This window comes from Agrobacterium vitis, from assembly GCF_037039395.1.
GTDB classification, from domain to species: domain Bacteria; phylum Pseudomonadota; class Alphaproteobacteria; order Rhizobiales; family Rhizobiaceae; genus Allorhizobium; species Allorhizobium vitis_E.
This window is the reverse complement of the sequence record NZ_CP146243.1, coordinates 55,855-79,645: the sequence shown is the minus strand read 5'-3', so window position 1 is coordinate 79,645 and position 23,791 is coordinate 55,855. Positions and strand designations below refer to the sequence as shown.

Annotated in this window: 14 protein-coding genes and 1 riboswitch; of the genes, 10 read left to right on the top strand and 4 right to left on the bottom strand. The window is 58.8% G+C overall.

Annotated elements, in window-relative coordinates; all coding sequences use genetic code 11:
* The first annotated feature begins 8 nt into the window (after positions 1–8).
* On the top strand, positions 9–578 hold the full coding sequence (locus V6582_RS20825) for a recombinase family protein (RefSeq protein WP_045023446.1): 570 nt from the start codon (positions 9–11) through the stop codon (positions 576–578).
* 40 nt (positions 579–618) lie between these two features.
* On the opposite strand, the gene folD is transcribed toward V6582_RS20825, so the two are convergent.
* Both folD and V6582_RS20815 read right to left on the bottom strand, forming a co-directional pair.
* Positions 619–1,503 carry a bifunctional methylenetetrahydrofolate dehydrogenase/methenyltetrahydrofolate cyclohydrolase FolD gene (gene folD, locus V6582_RS20820; RefSeq protein WP_045023444.1) on the bottom strand — a complete coding sequence of 295 codons (885 nt, stop codon included), beginning with the start codon at positions 1,501–1,503 and terminating at the stop codon, positions 619–621.
* Between the two features lie 32 nt (positions 1,504–1,535).
* Positions 1,536–1,617: riboswitch (ZMP/ZTP riboswitch) on the bottom strand.
* Between the two features lie 30 nt (positions 1,618–1,647).
* Complete coding sequence (locus V6582_RS20815) at positions 1,648–2,430, bottom strand: glyoxalase superfamily protein (protein ID WP_156634431.1); 783 nt, start codon at positions 2,428–2,430, stop codon at positions 1,648–1,650.
* A 450-nt stretch (positions 2,431–2,880) separates the two neighbouring features.
* Between V6582_RS20815 and V6582_RS20810 the strand changes: the two genes are divergently transcribed.
* Positions 2,881–3,138: a type II toxin-antitoxin system RelE/ParE family toxin gene (locus tag V6582_RS20810; RefSeq protein ID WP_156634449.1), complete on the top strand. Its 258-nt coding sequence runs from the start codon at positions 2,881–2,883 to the stop codon at positions 3,136–3,138.
* Positions 3,139–3,147: 9 nt separating this feature from the next.
* On the top strand, positions 3,148–3,456 hold the full coding sequence (locus tag V6582_RS20805; RefSeq protein ID WP_194415694.1) for a helix-turn-helix domain-containing protein: 309 nt from the start codon (positions 3,148–3,150) through the stop codon (positions 3,454–3,456).
* Positions 3,457–3,482: 26 nt separating this feature from the next.
* Here the strand turns inward: V6582_RS20805 and V6582_RS20800 are convergent, their stop codons facing one another.
* Positions 3,483–4,670 (bottom strand): site-specific integrase, encoded by a 1,188-nt coding sequence (locus V6582_RS20800; protein ID WP_156634432.1) that lies wholly within the window; start codon positions 4,668–4,670, stop codon positions 3,483–3,485.
* Positions 4,671–4,794: 124 nt separating this feature from the next.
* Between V6582_RS20800 and V6582_RS27590 the strand changes: the two genes are divergently transcribed.
* Positions 4,795–4,953 carry a DUF1403 family protein gene (locus V6582_RS27590; RefSeq protein WP_156634433.1) on the top strand — a complete coding sequence of 53 codons (159 nt, stop codon included), beginning with the start codon at positions 4,795–4,797 and terminating at the stop codon, positions 4,951–4,953.
* On the opposite strand, the gene V6582_RS20795 is transcribed toward V6582_RS27590, so the two are convergent.
* Positions 4,940–5,703, bottom strand: a protein-coding gene (locus tag V6582_RS20795) for an IS5 family transposase (RefSeq protein ID WP_156634434.1) whose coding sequence is annotated in 2 segments (ribosomal slippage) — positions 4,940–5,388 and positions 5,388–5,703 — 765 coding nt in all. Because the reading frame shifts where the segments join, the coding sequence is not laid out codon by codon here. The two genes, V6582_RS27590 and V6582_RS20795, sit on opposite strands and share 14 nt — an antisense overlap.
* Positions 5,704–5,768: 65 nt before the next feature.
* Here V6582_RS20795 and V6582_RS20790 point away from each other — a divergent pair.
* The 6 genes from V6582_RS20790 (at position 5,769) to V6582_RS20765 (ending at position 23,651) form a co-directional block, all read left to right on the top strand.
* The gene (locus V6582_RS20790) at positions 5,769–6,539 is read left to right on the top strand and encodes a DUF1403 family protein (protein WP_420360229.1); all 771 of its coding nucleotides are present in this window, start codon (positions 5,769–5,771) and stop codon (positions 6,537–6,539) included.
* Between the two features lie 2 nt (positions 6,540–6,541).
* Positions 6,542–7,177 (top strand): SMC-Scp complex subunit ScpB, encoded by a 636-nt coding sequence (scpB, locus tag V6582_RS20785; protein WP_156634435.1) that lies wholly within the window; start codon positions 6,542–6,544, stop codon positions 7,175–7,177.
* Positions 7,178–8,548: 1,371 nt separating this feature from the next.
* A complete protein-coding gene (locus V6582_RS20780; protein WP_156634436.1) occupies positions 8,549–17,668 on the top strand; it encodes a hypothetical protein in 9,120 nt (3,039 codons plus the stop codon).
* 41 nt (positions 17,669–17,709) lie between these two features.
* Entirely contained in the window at positions 17,710–21,498 is a 3,789-nt protein-coding gene (locus tag V6582_RS20775) for a hypothetical protein (RefSeq protein WP_349508975.1), read from the top strand.
* Positions 21,470–23,248, top strand: coding sequence for a hypothetical protein (locus V6582_RS20770; RefSeq protein WP_349508974.1), 1,779 nt, complete (start codon positions 21,470–21,472; stop codon positions 23,246–23,248). Before V6582_RS20775 ends, V6582_RS20770 begins: the two co-directional genes overlap by 29 nt.
* A 67-nt stretch (positions 23,249–23,315) precedes the next feature.
* A complete protein-coding gene (locus V6582_RS20765) occupies positions 23,316–23,651 on the top strand; it encodes a hypothetical protein (RefSeq protein ID WP_156634438.1) in 336 nt (111 codons plus the stop codon).
* Positions 23,652–23,791: the final 140 nt, after the last annotated feature.

The window sequence follows — 23,791 nt, the reverse complement described above, 5'->3', positions numbered from 1 at the left end:
ACGCTATCATGGGGGCAATCCTCGGCTATGCACGTGTCTCGACCGGCGATCAGGATGTCGCGGGTCAGACGCTACGCCTTGAGCATGCCGGTGCAATCAAGGTGTTCACCGACGTGAAGTCCGGAAAGAGCATGGACCGGCCTGGTCTCACAGACCTGATTGCCTATGCTCGCGCTGGCGACACACTGGCGATCGTTCGGCTCGACCGCCTTGGCCGGTCGTTGGCTGAACTGCTCGAAATCGTGAAGATGCTCCGCGAGCGCCAGATCGACCTGTTGAGCCTGGAGGAAAAGATCGATACGTCTTCCGCCTCCGGCGAGCTTATCTTCCACGTATTCGGCGCCATCGCTCATTTTGAGCGACGGCTGATCTCGGAGCGGACGAAGGACGGTATCGCCGCAGCAAGGGCGAAGGGAAAGAAGCCTGGTCGCCAGCCACTTGACCTGAAGAAAGTCGAAGCCGCCATTAAACTCATCGAAGCAAAAACGTCGCCAACAGAAGCTGCACGGCAACTCGGGCTCGGGCGATCAACCATATACAGGGAAATGCGTCGCCTAGGTCTCAGCCGCCCTGCGTAAACGTCGTTTCGATCCGTCGCTATCGTAAGCGATACGTCTCCTACCAGAGTTGCAAATGCGGCAGTCCCTCGCGGTTGTATGCTGCCAACACAGTGTTGTGCATTAGAACCATAATCGTCATTGGCCCAACGCCTCCGGGTACTGGTGTAATGGCACTGGCTCTCTCAAGAGCGGCTGAGGAATCCACATCACCCAGCAGCCGCTTTTTGCCATCCAAAACTGCTTTCGTGGTTCCCACATCGATCACCGTTGCCCCTGGCTTGATCCAATCACCTTTGATCATCCCGGCTTGGCCCGCCGCTGCTACCACGATATCCGCCTGACGCACTTTGTCAGCAAGGTTTCGCGTTCGAGAATGCGCCATTGTTACCGTGCAGTTCGCTCCCAACAATAGCTGTCCCATCGGCTTGCCGACTAGGATAGAGCGACCGATAACGATTGCATCGAGCCCTGTTAGATCGCCCAGTTGATCACGAAGCAGCATCAGGCACCCGAGCGGGGTACAGGAGACCAGCCCAGGTCGCCCGGAGACCAGACGACCGGCACTTTCGGGGTGGAGACCATCAACGTCCTTATTCGGATCGATTGCCTGAATAACCGCCAACTCATCAATGTGAGCGGGAAGCGGCAACTGTACGAGTATGCCGTCTACCTTATTATCGGCGTTCAATTCTTTGACGAGTTCCAAGAGTTCGTCCTGGCCCGTCTCGGCGGGAAGAATATGCTCGAAGCTGGCCATGCCGAGCTCCCGGGTCTTCCGCCCCTTGCTTCGGACATAGATTTCGCTGGCCGGATCACTGCCAACAAGTATCACTGCCAGACCCGGCACGCGTCCGGTCTTTTCTATAAAAGCTGGGACGGCGGCAGTTATTCGGTCTGCCAGCCCGTCAGCATAGGCTTTTCCATCAATGATTTTCGCGCGCATATGGGCTCTCTCTTAAGAAAGTGATCGGATTGTCCGACGGCCCAGGCGAACGGCGCATGTTTCGTGCGCTCCCCGGTGGTCCTCCACCTCAAATCGCCAGTTGCGCACGCCTCAACTTAAGCGGCTCCAAACTTCACGTCAAAGTCAAAATTCGGGTCCCAGTTGTTTCGGAGGTCGCAATTTGTTCACTCGTAGCGTTGTTTGGCGGGAAAGCAGCGCGACGCCCTCTAGTTGATCGCGTATCGCTTGAGCTTGCTCGGACGCCATCTCATCATAGTTCGGATTTCCTGACGTTATTCCGTCGATAAATCGGCGGAGCGCGTCCTCTGTGCCTGCTCCAGGTAGATTATTCTTGATGCGACGCTCAAGCGCAGTGATCAGTTGGTCTGCTGTTTTTTTATCGATACGTTTCCAATGTCTTTCAAAGCCATCCTGGTGCAGAATGAGCTCTGTCACTTGATCACGTGAATTGGTGATGAAGCTTACTTGAGCGTGAACAACAGTTGTAAAAAACTTTTTGTCACTTTCCGCGAAGATTTCTATGGGTGCTTGCCCTGTGATTTGGCTGAAAAATCTTCCGCCTTCGCGATAGATTTTAAAGAGGATGCCCGGTTCCAGCTGATAATAACCCACGAACTTATCGAAACGTTGAGAAGCGAACGGAATCGCGGTTCGCGGCGCGGATTGCTCCGCTAATTTTTGGCTGCGTTCATCTGTTGAAATCCCCAAACTGTCGGCGTTGTTTTGGTTGGATGCCGCGCCATTGCGTTCTCCCTGGATCTTCGCCGATAAGGTGTTCCAATCGGGGAGCCCAAGCATCTTCGAAACGAGCTCGAGGCTTTCACTATGACTGATCGTAAGGTCTTTTATGGCAAGAGAATCGCGTAGAGTCCGAGCCATGACTTTTGCTTCACGGTAATCGCGCATAGACGTGTCCTTTGCATGAGCGAACCAAGAGCGCCAGATGGTTGCGTTAGCTGACTTAGTCGCTCGGGCAAAGGGAAAGCCGTCGAGGCGTGATACGTTCACCATTCCCTCACGGGAGCAACCAGCAGGTCGTATCAACCTTTGCTGATGCTGTATCAGGGCGAAAACAGAGTCAACTACGGAGTTGCCTGCAGTTTATTAAATCCAAGGCTAGAGAGCATATCCCTATTGTGAACACGCCCTGCTAGGCGGCCCGCATCATCCTGCCGGCAAGCCGTAAGGATCTGAAGCTTTCGGGAATTTGCTGCTCGGTGTCCCAGGAATAGATGCTGGTCAGGTTGATATGCTCCTATCAGCTTCGCATCAGCTGACGGGAAGGGTCTTGCCTGCCTTACACGATGATCAGCAAGCATCAGCGAGTGATGAAGGAGGGGTGTGCTGCTTTGTGAGATGGGCTTTCGACTTGGACGGTCTGAAGTCGACACCTTCGCAGGATCCAGACACTCGAACATGGAAGAGCTGCGCATCAACGTGTTGAAGGTGCAATGGCGGTTTGCCTTTGCCTTCGATCCGGAGCGAAAGGCTGTGGTTCTCTGCGGTGGTGCGAAGAGCGGTGTGAGCCAGAAGCTCGTCCACAAGCGGCTGATCGACCTGGCGGACAAATGGTATGACGAGCACATGAGCGCGTTGGATAAGAGACATAGCTGATGTCGATAAGTGGTACAGACGCTTCCTGAAGATCAACAGCGCGCCGTTGCGAAGCGCACCGACGAGCTTGTTGCGGCGCACAATCTACGGAAACTGGGGGCATTTGCTGGACGGACGCAGGAAGATGTGTCTGCTGGGACAGGTTTCAAGCAGACCAACGTCTCAAGACTGGAGAAGCGCGCCGATATGAAGTTGTCGACCCTTCGCGATTATGCCGAATCCCTTGGCGATACGTTGAAGATCGTTGCTGATGTTGCGGGCGAGAAAGTTGATCTTTCCAGCATCGCTGAGCGCTCTCGCCCCGGTTCGCAGGTCTGAGACGGCTCGCCGGGTGGGGGAGGGAACTATAGCCCAGCGGCTTTGGTCAGATTGACCCTGAAGCGATCCCTTCTCCGCTGGTACCTGCGGGTCATCTCGGCTGAGGCATGACCGAGTTGCTTCTGGATATAGCGTTCGTCGACTTCGGCGGAGGAGGCGAGACCGGCGCGCAGGGAATGGCCGGAGAATTTGAAGGCGCGCTCGATCTCGCTGAGATCGCCGCGAACCCCGGCAGCCATGGCAGTCCGCTTCACCAGCCTTGCCACTTCCTTATCGTTCAAGCGTTCTGGGCCAACGGACTTGCCTTGTCCGGTGACGCGGCGGAACAGGGGGCCATGGGCAAGCCTGGCAAAGGTGATCCAGGTTTGAACAGCCACCACCGGGCAGGTGGTGTCGGAGGAGCCACGGCCGATCTCGACCTCGCGCCAGCCGGTCTTGCCGCGCAGGGTGACGAGCATGCCCTTGTCGAATATTTCGATCCAGCCGCGCCCGTCTTCGGTCTGGTCAGCCTTGATGTCGAGCCCGACAATCTCGGACCGCCGCAGGCCACCGGCATAGCCGATCAGCAGCATGGCCCGATCGCGCAGGCCGCGCAATGTTCCTCGATCGAGTGTCTCGATCATGGCGATAATATCCTCGGCCAGCACCGCTTCCTTCTGCACGGGTGGGCGTGCGTGGCTGTTGCGAATGCCGGCCATGACGGTGGCGATATGCCGATCCTTGCGATCGAGCATCAGCCCGCGTTGCGCGTAGTTCCAAGACAATGAGGAGAGGCGACGCTCAACGGTCGAGACAGCATTTGCCTTGGCGCCAGGTTTCGATGTGCCAAGTGCCGGTGTGCCAAGTGTCGGCGTGCCAACGGTCTCGCCTGAGGCACAGGCGGTGATATAGAGGCCAACGGTCTGTGGGTCCGGGGGGAGGGGAGCCAAATTCAAACGCCGGCACCAGGCGCTAAAATGCTTCCAATCGGAGGCATAGGCTTTTCGGGTATTGGCAGAACTTGCCGCCGCCACATAGTCGCGGGCGCGGTCCGCCAGGCTGGCAAGATGCGTTGGCATCTGCTCGTCGGTGGAGGAGAGGGGAGGGGCCTGCATCGAGGTGCCAGCGGCCGACACCTGCGGCGCGCAAACATCACCCTCAGCCGCCGTGCTGAGCGACGGCGCGCCGCTCTCCTGGAGGGGAATATCGGTGTTTTGCGCGATGATTTGGGCCATTTCTTTATAATGCGCATAATGTCCGATAATGCAATCTTATTGGACGTATTTATTTGGCGACGGGGAGTGCGGTTATTTCCGTGAATTCTCGTCTAAACCGCGCATCTGATCTACACTCCGGCGCATGGATTCGCTCACGCCCTCCGCCTCAACCGCTCCCACCTGGTCGCCTCGCCTGCCAGGCTGGACGCTAGCGCGGCGTCGCGACATCAACGAGACGGACACCGCCTTCGCCGCCGGTATAGCTCTAAAATCACTAGGCCGTAGACTCATAACGATCTGATCCAAATTCTTGCTGCTGCCAATTTGACAGCGGCGAGAAAGTTCAATGGGTCTTTGTCGTAACGGGTTGCGATGCCTCTGAACTGTTTGAGTTTGCTGAAGAAACGCTCAACGAGATTGCGCTGTCGGTAAACCCATTGGCTGAAAGGGAAGCTTCCCTTCCGATTGCTCTTGGCAGGAATATTGGCCGATGCCTGCCTTTGCTTTGCAAATGCTCTGATCGCGTTGGTATCGTAGGCCTTGTCCGCCAGCAGTATCGCACCCTTGGAGATTGTCTGTAACAATGGTTCTGCCGTGCGACCATCATGGGCTTGACCGGCTGTGAGTGCGAGACGGATCGGTCGGCCATCGGCATCGACAACGGCGTGGATTTTGGTGGTCAAGCCGCCACGGGAGCGTCCCATGCAGCCATCGTGTTGATCCCCCTTTTTCCCGTGGCCGCATGTTGATGAACACGGACACAGGAGCTGTCGATCATAACGATATCGCCGTCGAAAGCCTTGGAAATCTCGCCCAGAACATGATCCCATACACCCGCCTTTCGCCATCGCACGAACCGGTTGTAGCAGGTTGTATATGGGTCATATCGATCAGGAACGTCTGCCCAGGGTGAGCCTGTCCGAAACCGCCACAAGATGCCGTTGATCACACGCCGGTCGTCAACACGTGGCACCCCACGCGGCTTGTTGGGCAACAAGGGCTGGATGACAGTCCATTCGAAATCGGTGAGATCAAACCGGCGACGGGTCATGAGAGGCCTCCAAATCAAGGCCTCAGTGAATCAAAATCAGGCCGATTTGCAAACCCGGTTTATGAGTGCGCGGCCTAGACGATCTGATCCTCGCCGACACGCCATGGCTCGGCTGCTGGCGCGATCGCCTCGCCCTGAAATCAGCCGCCGTCGCCGCCAGAATGCTCGGCCGAAAGGAGGAGGAAACCGCCATCCGCGATGCGGTTTTGCTCACCGCCACTGGCGGCGATCCTGGGCCGGCCGGAAAGCTGTTTTTGGCCACGCGAATGCTGACGCGGCGATCGGACACGATCGGCTCGGTCTTCGTCAAAGAGCTTGCGGGAATGTTAGAACTTCGCTGGGACGAGGGGCTTGCCTCGATTCCAGACATGGTCGATTCTGCCGTTCGCCCGGATGCCGAGGTATTGGCGCTTGGGCTTGCCGAGGCCGTTTTGGCGCATAAGCTGAAATGGCCGCGACCAATTCCCCTCTTGCTGCCTGAACGCTATGGCCCGGCCTTCCGCACGATCGGCGGTAGAGGCCGCGTCCGGCCAAGCGAACCGGCTTATCCAAAAGCGATCTGCCTGGCACTGGTTGACGGCGTCGATTCTGCCCTCCGCTCCGCCGTCGAGATTGACCGCCGTGCCGCACGGCTACTGGCTGTAGTGCAGAAGCTTCGAACAAAAGGCGACGAGCCGGTGATCCATAAATTGCTGAACGAGGATGCCGTGGCAGCCTCCGCGTCTACCAGCGGCATGTCGCGCTGGGCGGCCAACCGGTTGTTCGAGCGGCTCGAAAGGTTAGACGCCGTGCGCGAACTGTCGGGCCGATCATCATTCCGAATGTTTGGTTTGTGATCATGACCGAATTCACTGCAGCCAAATCATCGCGTCGGAGGGCAAGCGCCGCAGACGAACATCTGTATGATCGTGAACTGGATCAGTTCCCGCCGGAGATGCGCTGGCGGGAATGGATGCTGCGGGTCGAGGCGGTGATTTTTGCTTCGGCCGAGCCTGTCAGCCGCGAGACCCTGGCGCGGATGGTCGGAAAAGACTGCAGCATCGATCTGCTGGTCGACGATCTGCGCGAGGACCTCAGTTCTCGGCCCTACGAACTGGTGTCGGTCGCCGGCGCACGGGGAGGGACGGCTGCTCTGTCGGACTTCGAGGCGATGGTGCTGATGGCGGTGGGATATTTCCAACCGATTACCCGCGGTGAGCTTTCGAAGATCTTCGGCAAAGAGGTAAGCCGCAACACGATTGGTGCGCTCCGCGGCGCGGGTTTCATCGGTTCTGGACCGCGAAGCCCGACCCCGGGCGCGCCCTATACCTACGTGACCACCCAGCATTTCCTTTCGGCCTTTGAAATGGAGACGTTGCGCGATCTGCCAAACATAGAAGCACTGGAAGATGCGGGATTGCTTAGCCGGGATTCACTGCCAGACGTGGTGGAGGCGCTCAAAGATTTGGAAGAGGAGGAGACATACGATCAATAAGCGAAGGAGTCTGGTGTCAGCAAACCGCATTCGCTTTCAACGCCAGCTTCTTTGTATTTGCTTAAACTACTATCTATAGCAGAACATCCGGGCGTTTACTTTGCGACCAGCTCGTGTTCGGACCCGCAAAAGTGGCGGCCAGTCGCTCTGCCATCTGATCAACTCGCCGGCGTCCTTGGACGATTGCCACCGCCAATTTTTGCCTTCGGCATGTCACCGTCCGTCTTCTTCGACTCTAAGATAATCTCCGCGTTGGATGCCGAATCGGCATAAATTACACGAACCTTTTGTAGTCTTTCTTGACTGCGCATCGAAGTATCGTCATCGTTACGTTGGCGCAACTATTAAGCGAGGACGTAATCCTGATGAGAACGCTCTTAATTGCCATAGGTTTCATTGCGGGGTCGACTTGTTGTGCCTCGCAGGCGTTTGCCGACTACTCTGTCTTTCACGGACCCGGCTTCGGAGGCACGTGTACCGTAAGGGTCTCAACAGCGAGCGCCCCGCAGTACCCTGATGTGTTTGTTACTAAGCCAACCTTCGAAGCGGCTTGCAAAGAAGCAAAAGCCCTTAAGACGGACGACTCTTCAGAGACTAAAAAGTGCTACACTTACGATACGGATACCGTCAAAATGTGCAAAGCCAAGGGCGTTGTATTGAAGGAGTAGTGTGACTGCTTGAAAACGCTGAAGCTTTCCTCCCAGCTGTAGACCAAGGTATACTTGGTAATTTTGAACCCTGGAACTCGGTATCGCCCTTTAGGAGTGGGGCGCGTTGTTTAGCCGCTTCAGAAACCGAGTCGCTGAGTTCGTTTTTCTGAAAAGTGTCTGACGACCTATTTCAGGGCGTGGCATGCCTAGGATGATCTCCCGAAGGGCTGATGCCAATTTGTCGCCTAAGTCAAGCCTCGCAAGGATGTGCTTTACACTGTTGTCATCTCTGCCGGAAGTACCGGTGGCCGAACGTAAGAGCTACATGGAGACTGGCTCCTCCGTGAGCCGGTCCAACCTCTGCTAGTGTGTGTATGCCGGAAGATTCATTTCCGCATCGACGGGACTCGGCATGCGCGCATATGATTTCTCGAAACTGTCTTCAAATGCGAGGCGGTGAAGGGACAAACGATGGTTACGATGGGTAAGAAGCCTTATTAAAATTTCCAGTACGAATTGACTCGACAACTAGTCTGAGTTGTGAATTATTAAGGTATCCCAGGAATTTCAGAAGCAAGCGCTTCTGAGAAACATGTATGATTCCATGCCTACCGTGTATTTAGTTCTCCAGATCGTCTTGCACTAACTAGTCTTCCTTTATTTCTCGACTACAATTTTCATCCAATTTAGTCTAGTCACATATGAATCCGTGGGGAGAGACATGGCAGATGGCAGTTTGTCTGCGAATTCGTCCGATTTAGATCCATATCCTGAATTGTTTGAGCCTGACGCAAGTGTTCGAGGCAGAGGTCAGGCTGGTATCGTTCTCAGCCGTCGGCAGTTGCTGGTGGGGGTGGGCGCGACATCTGCCGCATATGCGACCGGCGCCGCCTCTGCGAACGTACCCAAGATCTGGGCGGTCGCCATCAATCCCGACCCGACACGTCCCACCCGATCCATCATCGAAATCACCTTTGGCGGAGATCACGTCCGTTCGTTTCGGGAAGTGGATTTCGGCGAACGGGCCAAAGCGTACATGACGCAAATTCCGGCGCGGTACAAAGGTCGCCTTCCAACCGCCATCCGCGACATACGACTGACAATCTCCGGAATGGAACTGGCGCGGGCCGGTTCGGCACCTGAATTTTTTGAGCTGATCTTCGAGTTCCGACACTCTAACATTCAGCTTGACGCAGATGACCCTCACAAATTCCAGGCGACCGGTGAGACCTTCATCAAAGCCACCAACTGGGTATTCGGGACGGGCACAATCTCGCTGGTAAATGCGGTTTCGCTGGACGAACTGAAAATCGAAAAGCCTTTGAAAGTCGACTGCGGGACCAAGATTGCCAACGCCTTCCGCAGCAAGATTTTCGGACGCCGGCTCCTTATGTCCGACAGCCGCTCGGCATTGGGTCTATTCATCAAGCTGCCATGGTCATCCGCGGCCAAGCCGATGCGGTGGCTGCTGGCGGTCCGCAGGAAGAATGAAGCTTTTACAGGGCGCCTCTCGATCGCGACTCGCCCTATAGCCTCAAATGTCGCGTCTGCTCCCGCGAACCTCACGCTGATATGGGCGCCGGAGGTAGAAATCTGGCGTGAAGTCCCTCCGCCGGAAACAGGGGACGTCACGCAAGCTGATTCCGGCCGGCCCCAGGACGCCGCGCTGATCCGCACTATCGGGATGCTTCGCGATCCCACGACGGTCGGCGGTACCGAAACGTTCCTCGCCGAACACAACCTCAGCAACAAGCAAAGGCCGTCGGCTATCCTTAAGGACCACGCCGTCAGGGAGGGTACACTCGTCTATCTGACGCGCGTCGATGGCGCCGGCAGAAATGGCACGCCGGAAATCGTCACGGTCGCAAAGTTGAGCGGCGGCTTGGTCATTTCGACAAGCCGGCCGAAAAGGCCCCCGCTGGAGGAAGGACCGTTCCGTTTCTCCGATTCCCGGTTGACGCTGTCAGGCCCGCCGGACGCCTCGGTTCTTAACCTTGAGGCACAGTTTTCGCTGCGGGCCGCCGCATTCGAGGTCTCGACGGCGCACGGTCCCCTTATCGCATCTTCACCAGAAGAGAAGCGGTCCGAGCCGGGGGATAACATCGTCCATGCGCCGGCTCGCCTGAGGGCAAGCAATGGCACGCTGACAGTATTTGAACTTCATGCTCTCGTCTTGAGTACGGCGATCGCACTGAAGGACCTCGGCCCCCCAAGCGGCGACCAGAAGCCATCGACCGGGGTGCAGGAACATAGCGTCGACCTGACTTTCCCGAACGGAAGGGAAGTTTTGTTCCGTATGCACGGCCTCAATGGCGAGGCAGCCGTGGAGCCTGGTCTCGGGCGGATCTCGCTTGGCTGGACAGCAAGCGCGAAGCCGGCGGACGGATTATTTGGGGCACGGTTCTCTCTCCCGATGGAAGGAGCGATGCTTCGTATCCTGCGGTGGCGCGACCTTGCCACCATGACCTACAGTTTCCTTGGGCTCGATCTGACCTATGAGGACAACGGTCCCTACCTACGGCCGCGTGGCCTGGCCCAGGTGCACAGAGGATCCAATGCCGTTCCGGGTGATCCGACCTATGACCCGCGACCAATGATGATCGTCGAACTGCCCCCGCAGCATATCGCGGAAGAGGCTTTCTTTGAGCAGCGCGAGGCCCGTCCGGCGTTGCCGGCCTACCCACTTGCCGCGCTCGGCAAGCCGTCGTTGGACAATGGCAAGCCCAACCAGGCGCTTCTCGCGCGGCGGCTTCTCGACCAATTGCGCACCGCCTATGTGGTGGACCCAAAACCCGGGGTGCAGTTGGAAGCGGCGCCCGAATTGGAAAAGCGACGGAGAGGCTGGCGAACCGACCTAAACAAAATTGTCGATGGGCTTTCCGAGGACGCCGCCAAAGTCGACGCCGTCGCGAAATTCCTTGCTTTCCGCGAAGCGTGGGACGCGTTTGTCCCGCCCGCCGCGAAGTTTGCCCTGACGCCGGAACAGAAAATCTACGTAGGACCGGATTTCCTCGATCCGGCAGCACGCTTCGCCGCCGAAATGGTGTCATCCGTGGCATCATCCAAGAGCGTCCTGTTCGACGATGCTCCGGAAGATCCGGTGTTCGCCGAGGAAAAGGCGGCCTTTCTGGACAATGCCAAGCGCAAGTTTCCCTCCTCCGAGGAGGCTCAGGCGAAAGCAGTCACCGCGCAGACCGAACTTGCAAGAAGCATACGGGACCCATTTTTTAGCGAGTTCAAATGCCGCTACGACTCGCAAAGTTCAAGCCTCGCACTCGTCAAGGCAATCCCGGAACTTCAAACTTTCGAGGGTCGCCGACAAATGCGCGGCCTCATCGAAAGGCAGCGTGGCGAGCAGGGAACGACCGGCGTTGTCAAAAAGGTGAAGGATGACGATCTCGCTGCCTTCGCACAGTTCATCAGCCAGAACGCAATTGCCGCGCTTACGACGCTCGGCCTAGGCGGCGAGGAAAAGCCCAGGAAAGTCGCGCGAGCTCGCCTGTCGGGCCCCTCAAGGCTCGCGTTCAGGATCAACACCGACGATTTCGACCAATCCCGACCCGGCGGTGGGATGCCGCTATCAATCGAGGAACTGACGAACTGGTCACGCCATGAGTTGGCGGTCGTGCGCCGGGCCGAGAAGATGTTGAAGCCCTATCGCGACGGCAGCCGCCGCCCGGCGTGGGACCAGGTCGAGGATCACGATCTTGCCAGCCAACTTCTCCATCAGGGCTTCACACGGGGCGGCTGGCTTTCAGACGAGGACGGAAAGCCGATACCCCAGCCATGGCCTGACACCTATGTCAGGGCCGAGGATCGTATCGCGGCGGCGACTGCGTTTGCCACGGCGCCGCCCTCCCGCTTCGAGACGGCAATCGAAATGCCGTTCAGGCTTTTCCTTTCGCCTGCGCAGGACGGCCGGTTCCGTACACGGCGCGCCGTTCCTTCCTGGATTTTCGGTGACGCGGCGCCTGGCGACAAAACAGTCAGCGAACCGCTTTGGACAGCCGAACTCGAAACTAACCTTAGCACAACTGTCCGCGCTGTTTGGTCGCCAGATTTTTACCCCGAGGCCTTTGTCCGCGACATCGGCTACGCTACCGCGGGGTTCTTCCGACGACCGGCCCCGGCGCGTCGCAATCGCCCGCCGTTGCGCGGCCCATACGCGCCGTGGGAAATGTCGCGTGGCCTGACCACGCAAGACTTCCAGACGAAAAGGGTTTCGCTTCCATCGAAGTTCCGAACTTCGCTGGATGCCTTCGACCGACACGAGCTCGTCGCCTTGACATCGCTGCATGGGCTTCCCGTCATGGGGCGCATTAAGCCGGAGACCGGCGCCAGGCTTGGCATCGACCAGCGCGAGCCTCCCGCGGGTTTCCAGGTGTCGACCGACGGGTGGCCGGCAACGCTCGCCAGTGGCGAAAAGCCTTGGTTGTTCAATGATGTCTATGTGCCGCGCCCGCTCGATCCCGAAGGCCTCGAACTGGCGCTTTCCTCGCTTGGCGGGTTCCTGCGCGTCAATGCCAGCTTCGAGCCTCCCGCCTCGATTCTGGATGGACGGGGCGATTCGTTTTTCGACGCATTGTCCATCGAGCGCTGGCGGCACCGCATTGTGCTCGGGCGCGACATCAGCGCCGAGGTCGTCTACAAGGGCTATCTTTTCCCCATCGGCATACGGTGCGCGCTCATTAAGATCACCGAGCGGCGTTTCCAGCTCGTCGAAGGCCGGTCGGGACCCGTCGCGGTCCTTCGCCAGCGAATGTTCCTGCGGATTGGCAAGCCCGACAAGGCGTTCCCCGCCTTCCGACAGCCCGACGACGGCCGCAGGCTGCCGTTCAGCGGGCTTAAGCTGGTAACGACGGTGACGCCGGACATTGTCGATCCGTTCGACCGCGGGCTCGGCAATCCCGACGACAGCGGTATCCTGTCAAGCGGCCTGATCGCGTTGCCCGATGATGCCACCGGCGCGGCATTCTGGCCGAGGACCGCGAAGCGCCGCGGCAGCGAGGTGAAGTTCGACCTGCTGGTTGATGGTCAGATTCCCGTGCGCATGCCGCTCATCTTCATCGACAACGCGGCAGCGAACAACCAGGCTTCGATCAAGCGAATTTGCGAGCACTATAACGCGCTCGGCAATTTCGATGGACCAACCACGAATCTCGGTCTCGTCGAGGTGGATGTCTATGGCGCGAAACTAACTTACGCGCCCGAAAAAGAGGCCGGCGACACCCAGTTGGAAACGCTGTCGATGACGTTTGCTGCTGAAGGCGGCCAGCCGGTGGCGGATCGCTCGGATACATCCGCGTACAGTCCCCTGGTGGACAACACCATGTTCGCCAGTGACGCCTACATGCAGGGCGTGGATCAACCGCCGTTCTATCCCGCCGTGCGGCGAGCAAGGGTCAAGCTCGGTCAGGTCGAGCGCTTGACGACGCAACCGATGGCCCCGGTCGATGTGGTGTACGACCCGAACTACGCGTTGAACGGCTTCGGTGAAAAGCCGTTCGCGGATGGGAAGAATATCAACGAGGTCTTTCTGCTCGTGCTCCATTCGTCTCCGGCGATGAGCTACGGCGCGGCTGGAGATCGCGGCGGCGCCGTCGGCCGCGGCGAATTCGACATTAAAGCCATCTGCCGACCGCTCGGCGCCATCGGCGCCAACGACGTGAAGCCGAAGGCGCAAGTGCAACTCGAGCAGGGGCACGTATCGGTTCCGGTACCAGAACAACTGCCCGACAATATCGACGCATTGAAAGCCGTCCAAAAAGCTAGCGACATGTTCAACATGAACGCAAAGCTTCTTGGTCTCGTCTCGCTTAGAGAGATCATCGAAATCGTCATCGGGAGCGCATTTACACCGAAGCTGCAGGAATTGACGGAATTCGGCGGCGGCCTGGCCGGCGACGCTGACCGGCTTGTCCGGGAACGCGTCCTGCTTCCGGCGCAGGCGATTCTAATGGAGTTTACTGAGCGCCTCAACGCAATGAAGTTCAATGGGCTTGAGGGTTCCGCCGCGCTTGCCAAGATTTACCCCGATGTCATGTCGACGCGGACAGCGCTGGTGGACGCCATCGCTGTCGCACTGGCAGCGCCACCCGCCAATGACAACGTGACGGCTTCTCTCGCCGCCTATACGACGGTCTACACTACCGGACGCGGTTTTGTCAGCGCGTTGGATAGGGTGCTGCGCGATCCGGTGACGCCCATCCGCGAAGCGGGGCGCAAGGTTCTCGATGACGCATCCACGCAGTTGTTGGAAAAATTCAACGCGGAGGTCGCTCCGCTTCTAAAAGTCATCGAGCCATTTTTGTCTCCGCAGAAATTGCGAAGCATTGCACGCGACATCCTCCGCGATGAGGTCATGAAGCCGCTGAAGAGCAGCGTGTTCTCCTTGCCGCTGCCTGATGTCAAGTTCGGCCTGGCTTCCATTGACGAAGACGCGGTCGCCAAGGCCCTTTCGGACGCGATCGATGCGGGATTGAACGCCGATTTAACTTGGCCGGGCGTTACGGATACGACCAAGCAGCTGTTTGATTTCGCGGCGTTCCAGGCCGGTGTTGCCTCGAGCCTGGAGGCTAGCGTCGCATCGCCGTTGGAGGCGCGCCTCAAAGCAGAAGCCATGTCCATCAGGAAAGCCGCGGCGGAGCAATTGCAGGGTTATATCTGGTCGCAGATATTCGACATTGTTGATACGGTCGACAAGCGGACGAAAGCACTGCAGGAAAACGGCCTGCAGTCGGTCCTCACGGTTCTCGAAACCCTTGACGACGCCGGTCGAGTTATAGGCGCCGCCGAGACGCGGCTTCTGTCCCTGGTCGATATCGGACGATCGCTGGCGAAGGATGCATCCTTCTTTTGCCAGAACATGCTGGGTGGTCTCGATGACCTCGTCCACACGATCCTGCCGATCGATCTCGTCGAGGATCTGGCTAGCTGCATTGTCGACGGAACCCAGGACTGCACAACCTGGGACGACAGCAAGTCGGGCCCCTTCGCGCTGGCGGCCGCACTAATCAGGTTCCGGATCGGTGTGCTGGCAGTGACCGACCCTTCAAGCGGAAAACTGGTCAAGCTCGAAAAGAAGCTGATGGCGCTTGGCAGCAAGCACAAGTTGATCGCAGGAAACCTGGCTAAGCTGCGCGTAAACCTGAGTCAGTTGGCGAATCAGATCAAATTCGCGGACGACAAGTTTGTCCATGCGATCGTCGGATTGAATCACGGTATAGCAGCCTATCGCGCGTTCTCGGACAAGATAGCTGCCGGATGTACCCAGCCGGACGATTTCGCCGCACCTCTGATGCTGGCGTTACGGTCGCTGCAGGAACTCAACAACGACCGGCTGGCGGTGCTACAGACGGTTCAGGGGATCGTCCTGCCGCTGGCCAGCTTCCTTAACGACGATGACGCCTTTGGCAACGGTCTCGAGCCGCCGCCCTACGACCTGCCCGCGCAAACTTCCCCAAGCCCTAATGGCGATCCGGCGCTCTGGAAATGGGCCGATGTGAGCGTGACGGACGAGCGCGACGCTAGCAACGCCGCCGTTACCGCCCGAAAGGATATTCTCGGCCTCGTCCTGCCAATTCTCACCACCAGCGTCCAGCTTGTCGAAGCGACCTCCATGGCGGGCGTGCCCGTCATGCCGCTGGCGAACAAGTCCGATCCAAAGGCATCCCGGGCGCAGCACAGGGAGGATCTCACCAAGAAACTAGACGCACTGCGCTTGGCCGCCGACGCCCAAATTGGCGGGGTGGGCGCTTGGCTGACTGCCGCCCATGCGGCCCTGACGGACAAGACGCAAAATTCATACCTGACCAAGATCGCCACCGACCTCGACGTGGTCGTGGTCAAGATCAACGTCGCGGTCACGGCGATCCGCAATGTCATCAAGAGTTCCGACACCCCCCTTTCCGAAGTGGAGTCGTCGATCAAGGACGTTCGGGAGGCCCTGAAGACGAAGGGGCTACATGAAATTGGCAGCAGCATCCTCAACAGGCTGATCGGTTTCGGGGAGCAGAAGGCAGCCGATGTGTTGAAGGACTTTGAGGCCGACAAGGAAGCGTTCGAGCGCCGCGTGCTGGCATTCCTCGCGCAGGGCGCCGCCCGCATCGACCAGGTCTATGACGCGATCGTCAAAAAGGCGGTCACCACTGCCAGTTCGCCATTGGCTGTGGTAACTGGCGATCTCGCTTCGGTGTTTGAAAAGGCGAGGGACGCCAGGGGTCAGCTTGATACGTCAATCGACGATCTATCAAAAATGCTTCCGCCTGCCGTGGCCGCGGGCGTCGTAAAACGACTGAAGGGCTCGCTCTACGCTTATGTCCCGACAGTGCCGGATCCGCTGCCCAAACCCCCAACGGATGGCATGGTGAAACAGGCCATCCTCCTGCGGACGATCGCCAACGATCTCGCCGGGCACGGCGAAGTCACGGTAAAAGTGTCGGCGGCCAAGAAACTCCTCGGGTTGCTGCGGTCGTGGGACCAGGAAGCGAGCCAGCCAACACAGTCCTATGATGAACAGGGCAATGGACCGAACGCACCGCTGTTCATCCTGCGCGCAATGACGCGAACGTTGGAAGAACTCCTGAAAGAGGTGCTGCGCGGCGATGTGGCGTCGATCATCGACTTCGGAGCGATCAAGCAGGAAATCGAACGCCGGCTGAGGGAACTGATCCCGTCCCGGATCACACTTGCCTACGACCTCGACACGGAAGTTGGCTCGCTCCCTCCGATCTTCATTCCTGAGAACGGAACACGGCTCACCTTAAAGGCACGTACGGTTATCGATCTGGTGAAGGGTGGGACACCCGAGGTGAATTCGAGCGGAGATCTAGGCCCGTTCTCACTTAACCTTTTTGGCGACGCGTTCGACATCGTGACACTGTCATTCGATGGTGCGAAATTCGGCAGCGAGACCGGCGGCAAGTTCAAGACCAACATCGTCGACGTCGAACTCGGCAAGATGGTCGAATTCCTACAGCAAGTGAGTTCGTACCTATCGTTCAGCAGCAACGGCTTTTATATCCGCCTGCTGTTTGATCCGCCGGGCATCGAGGCCGGTTATGAAATGCCGCCCATGGGCCTCAGTCTCGGCGTCCTTGGCATCAGCAACCTTTCGCTGACTACCTCATGCATCCTTCCCTTCGATGGCACCGAGGCGATGTTTAAAGTCGGCCTCTCCACGCCCGAAACGCCCTTCCTCATCAATATCGGCGTTTACGGCGGAGGCGGACATCTGGCGCTCTACGCCACGCCCGGCGGGATCGTCGGGTTTGAAGCCTCCTTCGAATTCGGCGCCGTCGTCGCATTCGAAATCGGGCCGCTCAAGGGCAACGGCCGCGTCACAAGCGGCATATTCCTACGCAGCTTCAAGAAGGACGGCAGGACGCTCAGCACTATCGAGGGTTTCGTGTCGGCTGGCGGGCAGGCGAGCATCGCGATGTTCCGCTTCGCGGCACTCCTGCAAATTCGCGTCGGTCAGCAGCCGGGAGGCGCGCTGGTTGGCACTGCGATCTTCACGTTCTCGTTTTCGGCCGGTATCCGCGACATTAAGTTCAGGATCGTTACCAGGAAACAATGGGGCAAAGGGTTTTCCAGCGGCGGCGGCGGCGTCGGCAGTAGCGCGATGCTGGATTTGCCTACCTCGCCCGGCCCGGTCCGCCTGGCCTCAAAAGGTACGGATGCCGAGATCGCACAATTGGTCGCGGCGGCGGCGAAGAAAGGCCCGCCGGCGGAGCCGACCCCGCCGAAGCTCGTGTCGGCGGCCGTGTGCAAAGGCAAAAGCTACGCGACGTACCAATCCTATTTCGCGGATCTCGATCCATGGCGGCCGAAGGTCTGGTGATGTGCATCAAGAGGGCTGGCGCCCAGCGCTGGAGGTAATCCATGGTCGACAAAATTGCAGCCTATGTCATGCCGACCGCCTTGCGACGCGACGGGGAATCCGTCGTCGTCAGTGCCACCCTGGCACTTCGTCCGATCGTCGGCAAAGCAGGCGACGGGCTTGAAACGTTTCCCAAGTGGGTCGAGACTCTTTTTAGCACAGGGAAGGTCTCGGCCACGCTTCGAACCGCGGATGGCCAGACGCCCAAGCCGGGAGTCGCGGTGAGCCTTTTCAAGGGGCATTATGCCAAGACCGGTCTCGGCATGAAGGCGATAGATACGATAACCGATATCTGGAAGGTGCTGCTGCAAGATGCCGGCGGCGACTTCACGGGTCTCAGGGGCGCCTTGGCGACGAGCGAAACGGACAATTTCGCTGACATCTCGCGCGATCCTCAACCGAAGGACATGAAAGATTCCGCGTCGTCGAATATCGCGGATGCCAAAGTTCCCGATATCCTTTCGGTGGCGCGCAACGACCTGTCTCATCTCATCACGGCGGAGCGTGCAAACTCGATCGTCCAAAGCGTGAAAGGAGCGACCAAGACAGTCCAGTTCCAGACCGGCGAGGGCACATGGTTCAGTCGTCCGTGGTCGCGATCGCCTACACGGCTGGAGCGACTCGCGATGGCAAGCCCATCAACGCCGCAATGGGGCGGCGTCGCGGCCGGATCAACCCCGGACGGGACCCCCATCATCTTTGCCGCGGTCGAAAAACCGTCGTTCACCTATGATCCTTATCGCTATACACCCGGCGATTCCGGATCCGGAGGACAGGCAGAATTGCGTGATGCGCTTGTCGCCGAGCGTAGCGACCTGGACCAGCAGCTCAAAACCAACTTGAAGCCAGAGCGGGAGGTCGTCGACAGACTGGCGCAAGCAGCGCGGCAACTCTCCGAAAGCAATGCAAAGACAGGGCTGGAAGAGCTCAAGAAACTGCGCGGCGCAAACCGGTTGGGTCTTCAGGGCGCCATAAAAGAGGTATCCTCGGGAAAGTACCACAGCGCCCTCGACAAGCGATTGGCGACCCATGTCGCGGCGGGCCTGGACGATTATGGCGCGGAACCCGACGCCCAGGATTTTGCAAAACAGCTTCCCGCGAAGGAACGTGCGGAGCGGCGCTGGTTTGCGCTGCAAGGCTTGCCCTCGCTGCAGAGGCTTCTACACTTGGCCATCGACGTCGAACTCACTTGGCCGGAAAGTGACTTTGCAATCTCTGCAAACCAGTCCGGCCTCGACCCTTCGAGCTTTGTTCAGATCGGTGTACAGTTCGGTGCTGGCCCGACCCTGTTTACCCTCACGCGGATTTTTCTGCCCGCGGATAAGCAGGTCGCCGGAAAATGCTGGCCATGCACCATGGAGGAATTGCTCGAAATCAAGGTTGATGCGCCGTCCGCGCGGGACGATCTTCGCGGGCGGGCGACGATCGACCAGTTCGACGGCATCGTTGATTTGGAAGCTTGGACCGGAACAGGAAAAGACCGCGTCGCCCGCTTCGACGTCGATTGCCTTGATGTCATAAGCGCAGCCGAATCCGAATTCAACCGGTCGCGCGCGATCGACAACGCGGCCCTGTTCGTAAAAGGCGAGGAAAAAGAGGCTGCCAATGAGGCCTTGGAAAGCGCCCGAGCCGACCGCAAGCTGCGCACCGCGGGATTGCGCATCGTGGACCAATGGCGGGGCAGCGTGGCGGTCAAGGAGTTCATTCGGGCGCACGACCACGTCGCCAATTCCCTGGACGGACTGGTACTTGACGCGGACGATCTTACCACCGGTTTCAAGCTCGATGTCGCCGCCCGCAATCCGGTCACGAACAATCGACTGTGGACCAGCCTTACCGACCGTCGCGTAACCTACGGTTTGCCATCTGGGCTCTTGACCCTGCCTGCCGGCGTCACCCTGGAAAAGCTTATCAATGTATTCGTGGGGGGAAAGACGAGCGACGAGACGCAAGCGTTGCGCCGGTCCCTTGATGGCGTGACGCTGACAATGCCGACCAGGCTTCTGCAAAATGCCGACAGCCAGACTGCCTTTGCAGAGCCGGTCCTGTCGACATGGGACGGCGATCCACTATCCCTGGAATGTCGCGAGGAGGAGTCCGAAGCCGGCCCATCCGACCTACCGCTGGACCTGACATTCGATCTCGACAAGACTGGCAAGCGGCGTCCCCACCGTATGCGTTTGGGCGCTTCCTATTGGTTGGGCGCAAGATGCGCCATGATGGCAGGCGTATCGCAAACGCTCGAAAATGCAAAGGCCTATTACGAAAACGGTTTCGGCAGTTCGCCGGCGGGCAGGGGAATGGCGCTACCCGCAAGCGTTTTTGAAGTCCGGCGGCTGCTTCGCTTCGAATGGATTGATGCACCCATGTTGACGGTGCCCTGGCCCGACATCTCCGAAGAATTCTCGAAAAGGGAGGGGCTTGACGGCTCGACTATCGTGGTGCGCAGCATCCCATCGGGCCCGAAGCTGTCGAGCGAAGAAGAAGATAAGCGCCGATTCGGCCCCACTCTGGCAAGGAGGGTCCTTTTTGCGCCTGCGGTCGATCTGACATTCGGGCATGTCCATGGTGTGTTCGACCATCTCAACCTACCGAAGGGCGTCGCGCCGCCGACTGGCGTGAAGGGTGTAGCATACGACATCGAACTGGGAGGGTTTCCGTCCTTCGTGCCGGGCTCACCGGTCGCTGAGACGTATATAACGCACCGCATCAAGGACGAGGCCGGCGATCCTTTGCCCAGCGGTCTTGCGGTCTACCAGCCCGCTGGCAAAGGTCTGAGCGCGAACGGCTACTATCCGGATCCGGCGGCGCGCTACCTGGTCGTTGCGATCCGGAAGGGTGGGCGCAATGGACCCTATCTGCCGGGAGATCCTATTGTTGTCAGTCTCTACCCCGATCATGCCGTGCAAAGCGGTCCGGTGACGCCCGGCTACCCCAACGCGGCGCCGGTAGTCGTAACGGTCAAGACCTGGCATGGCGAGTTGAAATCAGAGCCGCTCACCTACCAAACGCTGCTCAAGCGCACCGGCCAGTTAAGTTGGTCGAGGCGCGTCAACTTCGACTTCACCCGCCAAAGTTCAGGCAGCGCAAAGGCGATTGAAATCGAACTGGCGCTGGCGCCTGGCGAGGATCTCGAACTGGAGGCCTGGTGCGTGCCGGAACGGGCGCATCTCGCGGCGTGGTTCGATGCCCCGGAGTCAATCGCGCTAATGAGTGCCGGGCGGATGGCGACTTTAACGCCCAAGCCGGAATATCCGCTTGCTTCTGCAACGAAAACGGTCGCGCGGGTCCGCGAGGCGCTTGGCGGAACCGACGACAAAGCAACGATAACCACTTCAGATTTTGTCATCCGACGTTCCGCATCGGTGGTCGACGCCGAAGGCGTAAAAGAGGCTGCACGTCTGCTGCAAGCCGCCATGTTGCGCGCCCCCGTTCCGGGCATCGCGGCGGTGCGCCGTCTGCGCGCCGTCCACGCCGTCGAAAAGCCAATCGAAGCACCCGCTATCGCACCCAGCCAGGAGGCGTGGCCTTTACGTCTGCGGCGGATTCGTGAGGACGAGCGCGACAGCTTATTCAAAGCCGCCAACTGGCAGGGATGGAAGCGAACGGACGATGCTGAAGGAGCGACAGAGATTATGATCGGCGGAGCCGCCCTGCTCAACCAATGGGCGGTGGAAAGGCTCGAACTCAGATTATCGACCGTTAGTCCGCGTGCGCGCCCCATCGATGATATCGAGACTCGGCAGGACAGCCGAAAGTCGCATGAGGGGCGATTGGGGCGTCCAACCTGACGGGTCGGTGGCGAACCCGACGGAACGACTCTATGGATTTCGCGTCGATCCGCAGGGATATGTGACCTTGAAGCCGGAACAGATTGTCCATTCCCGTTGGCGCATCGATGCTTCGGATGCGACATCGATCGACCTGCTCGCCCTATCGGCCGCCGAGCAACAGAAGAAAAAGAACAAGCGCGGGGAAACCTCCGACCGTTTCTTCACCGATGGAACAGCACGCCGCATCGTCGGATATCTGGCAGGTACGTCGCGAACTGCAAGGTTGATACCCGAGCGAAAGGTCTATCCCAGCACCGAACAGCTGGCACTCGACGAACGCCGCCGCTTCGCGGTGAAATCTCGGTCCGGTGATGCAGCAGTGATCGAAACGGTCTCAACCGTGCTGAGGTCGACCGTCAGACCTCTCGCTGTACCGCCCAAAAGTCTGTTGCCGGCATTTTTCTGGAAGCCCACATCCGACAATAATGGCCGAGTGCGAGAGATGGCGAGGCGCACGCGCATCCGCATCCGGATCGACCGTCCATGGTTCACGTCCGGCGAGGACGAGCGTCTTGGACTGGTGGTTTGGCCGCCCAATATCCTCGACGCGACGCCGACGCTCAAGACAGGAGATACGACTGTGGATCAGGCCAAGAGCGAGGAAGGCACGAAATGGAGCGACCTGGCGCTTTCGCAGGGCCGCGTGGCCCGCTCCGAACCTTTGTCCAGCGTCAATACCGATCTCATTGATCTGATCGGTCAGAATCAAGACGGCGATCCGCAGAAGTCGCTGAAGACCTGGCGGCCACCCTACTTTACCGATGAAGACCTTGGACCGGGTGGCAACTACATCACCCGCTGGGGCGCCGATCCCATCCACGAGGAAGGCAGTGTCAGCTGGTTCCTTCATGCCGGGGCATTCAAGGATGTCGAGGACTGGAAGTCGACCGCCCTCGACAGTATCGCAACCGAAGCGGACGACAGCGGAATTCTATGGCCCGACGCGGACCGTTACAAGCCGCGCCTTGTCGAGAACGTGCTGATGCCCATCCCGGAGAGAGAGGCAATTCCGGACCGGGGTGACAAACCGGATCCAACGGAAGACGCCGGGCGGCGCGACACCAGCTTCATGCTTGTGTCGATCGTGACTTATGCACCGCGTTTCGATGTCGACATGGAACAATGGTATGTGGATGTGGAGATCGACCCCGGAATCGCGCCAGATCCGTTCCTGCGCTTGGGCCTGGTTCGGTTCCAGCCACATGCCAACCGAAGGCTACAGGTTTCGCATCCGATCGCGGAATGGGTCCAGGTCACGGGTTTCAAGCGCAATGTCTCGCTCGAGGTTGACGAAGAGACGTGGACCGCAACTTTGCGCGCGGAAGTGCCGCGTCTTCCCACTTTCGAAAAGGAGGCGCCTCGCACGATCCTGCGAGCAACGCTTATCGAGCGCACAAAGACCGAGTCCGGCGTAGTGGCTGAACGCGTTGCGCGAGAACCAAGACCGGGGGACCAACTCGGACCGCCCTATGTCCATACCGTGGGCGCCGAGCCGCTGGCATCCGGCAGTTGGATAGCCAAGTTCAACCTGCCGCCGCCGAAGGAAGGAGTTTCATTTGCTGTGCTGTTGGAGGAAGTCTATGTCCTGCCGAGGGCTACGTTTGATGGCGAAGCGAAGTTGGAAACCCCGGATGGCGACAAAGGAATAACAGATCCTGCCCTTTGGCAGGAATCGGGGCCGCGTTTCGCGGTTAGGCTGGAGATCTGACCAGACCGAGCAGTCTACGAGTAGATCAACGGCTATTTGAATTGTACCGGCAAATGTGGAGGAAAATATGCGCTCAATTTTGATTTCCGCGGCTATGATCGCGTTCTGTGCCTCACCTGCTGCGGCGGAAGTAGGTTGTGATGGAAAGCTGGTTCCGGCCACCGGCGGATTTTATTCGGCCCGGGTTATGTGCACAAACACGGAGAAAGCAAATCAGGGCTATAAATGTTCTGGTACCTGGCGACTGATTGGCGAAGACGACAAGGAATATGCCTTTGATGATCCTGTGACCACCATCGCAAAAGGGTCGGTTAACGTTCTGAAATATGAAAATGACCGTGTCGGCAACGGCGAAAAGATCAAGGGGCAGGCGCACCCTTATGAAGGAAAATGCGAACTGTAGCACTGATTTATGCTAGGCAGCCCATAGGCGAGAGATGAGACAGGTCGTTGCGCGCGCCGCTCCGCACGTTCCTTCGCGGGAAGCTGTTTTGCAAAATCCTGGGCGTCGGGTTCCGCGCCATAATCGTCCAGGCCCGCCGC

Coding starts and splice junctions, on each gene's coding strand:
- V6582_RS27590 (WP_156634433.1), top strand. CDS start 4,795: ATGGATTCGCTCACGCCCTCCGCCTCAACCGCTCCCACCTGGTCGCCT.
- V6582_RS20765 (WP_156634438.1), top strand. CDS start 23,316: ATGCGCTCAATTTTGATTTCCGCGGCTATGATCGCGTTCTGTGCCTCA.
- V6582_RS20775 (WP_349508975.1), top strand. CDS start 17,710: ATGGTCGACAAAATTGCAGCCTATGTCATGCCGACCGCCTTGCGACGC.
- V6582_RS20825 (WP_045023446.1), top strand. CDS start 9: ATGGGGGCAATCCTCGGCTATGCACGTGTCTCGACCGGCGATCAGGAT.
- scpB (WP_156634435.1), top strand. CDS start 6,542: ATGACCGAATTCACTGCAGCCAAATCATCGCGTCGGAGGGCAAGCGCC.
- V6582_RS20780 (WP_156634436.1), top strand. CDS start 8,549: ATGGCAGATGGCAGTTTGTCTGCGAATTCGTCCGATTTAGATCCATAT.
- V6582_RS20800 (WP_156634432.1), bottom strand. CDS start 4,670: ATGGCCCAAATCATCGCGCAAAACACCGATATTCCCCTCCAGGAGAGC.
- V6582_RS20770 (WP_349508974.1), top strand. CDS start 21,470: ATGAGGGGCGATTGGGGCGTCCAACCTGACGGGTCGGTGGCGAACCCG.
- V6582_RS20815 (WP_156634431.1), bottom strand. CDS start 2,430: ATGCGCGATTACCGTGAAGCAAAAGTCATGGCTCGGACTCTACGCGAT.
- folD (WP_045023444.1), bottom strand. CDS start 1,503: ATGCGCGCGAAAATCATTGATGGAAAAGCCTATGCTGACGGGCTGGCA.
- V6582_RS20810 (WP_156634449.1), top strand. CDS start 2,881: ATGGGCTTTCGACTTGGACGGTCTGAAGTCGACACCTTCGCAGGATCC.